At 72.8% G+C, this 3,508-nt stretch carries 3 protein-coding genes; 1 reads left to right on the forward strand and 2 read right to left on the reverse strand.

From position 1 onward, the window contains the following. Both DQW06_RS24060 and DQW06_RS24065 read right to left on the reverse strand, forming a co-directional pair. A partial coding sequence (locus DQW06_RS24060; RefSeq protein WP_157983587.1) for a hypothetical protein occupies positions 1 to 1,809 on the reverse strand: 1,809 nt, incomplete at its 3' end. 127 nt (positions 1,810 to 1,936) lie between these two features. Continuing rightward, the gene (locus DQW06_RS24065) at positions 1,937 to 2,617 is read right to left on the reverse strand and encodes a hypothetical protein (RefSeq protein ID WP_013155036.1); all 681 of its coding nucleotides are present in this window, start codon (positions 2,615 to 2,617) and stop codon (positions 1,937 to 1,939) included. Positions 2,618 to 2,736: 119 nt separating this feature from the next. On the opposite strand from DQW06_RS24065, the gene DQW06_RS24070 reads away from it, so the two are divergent. Continuing rightward, the gene (locus tag DQW06_RS24070; protein ID WP_049800318.1) at positions 2,737 to 3,492 is read left to right on the forward strand and encodes an NUDIX domain-containing protein; all 756 of its coding nucleotides are present in this window, start codon (positions 2,737 to 2,739) and stop codon (positions 3,490 to 3,492) included. Positions 3,493 to 3,508: the final 16 nt, after the last annotated feature.

Consider the following 3,508-nt stretch of genomic DNA (forward strand, 5'->3'; position numbering starts at 1 on the left):
GAAGCTGTGCCGTCCTCCGTGGAAGGTGGCGCCGTAGTTGCTGATGTTCTGGATGATGCGGGCGACCTGCTCGGTGTCGTAGCCCGCCTCCCGAAGCACGTCGCGGACGCAGACCAGCACCTTCTCCGGGATGGCCCGGGTGACGCGGCGGATGTCGTGCGACTGGAAGAGCTGCCGGACCCGGGGCGTGGCCGCCCTCTCCCGGACGCCCATCCGCGGGGAGTAGTCGAAGAACTCCTTGTTGCTCCGGGCCCAGGTGTGCACCCTGTTGTTCCTCCTGGTGGCCGACCGGGAGGCGACCCAGGCCAGGGCCTCGGCCGGGTTGGTCCGCAGGTCCTCCAGGACGCCGAACAGGGAGTCCCCGACGAGCACGGCGACCTCCCCGGCGTCGGCGCCGACGGACAGCGGTTCCTGGGGAACCCGGTAGTCGGGGGACAGGGGAGGCATGACCATGGTCTCGCCCTCGACGTGCAGCAGACCGCCCTGGGTGGACAGGCGCACGAAGACCGTCACCACGACCTGGCTCTCCCACATGCTGATCCCGATCTCCAGGAAGTGCCGGGCGCGTTCGTGGAAGGCGTCGACGAAACCGTCGACCCACTCCTCGCGCAGCGCCCACCTGTTCCGGTCGATCAGCCGCGGGGCGAGGGCCACCACGTCGTCCTGGCGCAGACCCGGCAGGAACACGCAGTCGGCCACCTCGACCTCGCGCCGGGTGCTGCTCCGCACGCCCTCGGTCCCGGTGAGCTTGGGCAGCTCCTCGCGCAGCCTGGCGTAGAGGTCCTTGACCAGGGTCGCGTCGGCCGCGGGAGGGACCTCACGGCCCTCGTCGGGCCGCTCGTACGCGCCGTCCGCGGGGGAGGCCGGGGCGCTCGCGCCGTTCCCGGCCCCGGTCCCGTGGCCGTTGGCCGCCTTCCGGTCCCCGCCGGTCTCCCGGTCCTCCGCCGCGTCCGGCGGCTGCGTCCCCCCGCCGTCCCGGGGCAGGAGCTTGAGCATCACCGGCCAGGAGCTGTGGTGCGCCCCGGTGCCGACGAAGGGCGTGAAGTCGTTGTAGAAGGCCACCGGGACGGAGCCGACACCGCTGCCCGTACGGGGGGAGGCCACCGCGCTCCGGATGCGGCGGAACGCGGTGTTGGCCCTGAACCGGACCCAGCCGCCGATGGCCACGGCGGCGGCGAGCAGGACGAGCAGACCCAGCCAGAAGGGCATCAGGGAGCCGAATCCGGGGCCGGCGGGGAGGTCCTCCGAGGGGTCGGTGGACCCCCAGGGGTCGTCCTCCATGCCTCCCGTACCGTTCATGTCGCCCATGGCGTCCGCCCCTGCGCCGAACAGCGGCACCAGGAGCGGGGAGGCGAAGGTGTAGAGCATGTAGAGGGCGACCGCGCCGAGGACCAGGGACACGCAGCCCACACGGGGCCGGGCGCCGTCGTGCGTGGCGCGGTACCGCGCCGTCATCGCCAGGGCGAGGACCACGGCCAGGGTGAGGAGCCCCGCCGGGAGGTTGAAGGGGCAGACCAGGAGGGCGGCGCCGAGGAACAGCGCCCCCGCGGTGGCGCGGACGTTCCTCGCCCGGACGCACTCCTCGGTGACCAGGGCCGCGTCCAGCCCGGGTTCCCGGGCCAGGGTGCGGTGGGGGTTCTCCACGCGTTCGCGCAGGACGTCGGCGCGAAAGGCCGGGTCGGTCCAGGCCGCGCAGCTCAGGCGTGAGGTGGAGTCGTACTCGGGCGCGCCCGCGACCGCCTCGACGCTCGCCGCGTCCACGCGCGGGGCCGCGCCCCGTCCGTTGTTGTGTGGTTGTGTCTGGGTCACGACAGGCTCCTTGGGGACACCGAGCCCAGGGGCGGCGTCCTCTGACGAGTGGTCGGGGGGATGGCGGTCGGCGGATGGCACCGCCGCCCGGGGCCCTTTCCGGTCGCGGGCTGAGGCCGAGGGGTCCTCAGGGGTCCAGGGAGGGCGTGTCGCCGGGGACCCGCGCGGAGTCCCAGGCGGTGTCGAAGATCCGTAGGGCGAAGTCGTACAGCTCACCCGGTCGGTGCGCGACGATACACGGCGAGTGGCGCCCGTGTTCGGCACTTCGGTACAGCGTGATGAAGGCGATGTTGTCGGTGGCGACGACCCGGTAGAGGTTCGGCAGGTCGTAGAGGCGGATCTCGGTGTTCGCCCCCTCCCTCGACGCCTGGGCCAGGTAGTGGAAGTTGGCGAGCACCTGCTCGGAGAGCAGTCCCGGGCTGAACCCGGGGTCCACGGAGATCAGCTCCCTCTCCCGGCGTTCCAGCCAGTTCCCCCCGGGGCCGGGGGAGTGGGGGTCGGGCAGGAGAACCCGGACGGAGTCCGGCGGCCGTCCTCCGCCTCTCCACAACGGCGTGAAGCCGTCCCGGGTGAGTTCGTTCCCCCGCCCGACCATGACGCGCAGCCACCGTGCCCGGCCGATCTCCTCGGACAGCTCGGACTTCGCGTCGTCCTGGTGCCGGTGGACCCGCAGGGCCCCGAGCCCGCTGAGGCGGGAGGCCGCCGACAGGAGCCACCAGCGGACCCGCCGGGACAGCAGCCACCCCAGTCCGACGGTGGCGGCGGTGGCCGCCAGGGAGCTGGCGACTCCGAGCGTGAACTCCGTCAAGGCGTGCTCCTCGCGTGCGTTCCGGCGGGTCCGCGGCGTCCCGGGAGGTTTTTCTGGTCAACATGACCTTAATGGAGTCCCTGGTTTTGGTCAAGGGGACCTTTAGTAGGATCGGTGGGATGAGTTCCAGTGCGGGGCCCCCGACGCCCAGGTTTCCGGTTTCCGTGACCGTCGACCTCGTCATATTCACCGTGCGTGACGACGCCCTGCACGTGCTGCTCGTGGAACGGGGCAAGGAACCCTTCCTCGGCCGCGGCGCGCTGCCCGGCGGGTACGTCCGACCGGAGGAGGGCCTGGACGAGGCGGCCCTGCGCGAACTCGGCGAGGAGACCGGACTGGACGGGCGCAAGCTGCACCTGACGCAGCTGCGGGCCTACGGCGACCCCGGCCGCGACCCGAGGGGGCGGGTCGTCACCGTGGCCTACCTGGCGCTGGGGCCGGACCTGCCCACCCCCGTCGCGGGGACCGACGCCGCCGACGCCGTCTGGACGCCGGTCGAGGAGGCGCTCGGACCGGGCTTCGGCCTGTCCTTCGACCACGGCCGGATCCTGGCCGACGCGGTCGAGGAGGCGCGGTCCCGGCTGGAGTACACGACCGTGGCCGCCGGTTTTTGCCGGGAGCCCTTCACCATCAGCGACCTGCGCAGGGTGTACGAGGTGATCTGGGGTATCTCCCTGGACCCCAGCAACTTCCGCCGCAAGGTCACCAGGACGGCGGGCTTCGTCGAGCCCACGGGGGAGCGGCGCACCGCGGAGGCGGGCCGTCCCGCGGCCCTGTACCGGTTCGGCGGCGCCCGTGAGCTGTACCCGCCGCTCCTGCGCTCCGGTGACGTGGCGGGGGCGGGGGAGCGCGCCGGAGCCGGTGGACGGGGCTGAACCGCTGAGAGGGCGC

Source organism: Nocardiopsis sp. TNDT3 (assembly GCF_003427465.1).
Lineage (GTDB): Bacteria > Actinomycetota > Actinomycetes > Streptosporangiales > Streptosporangiaceae > Nocardiopsis > Nocardiopsis dassonvillei.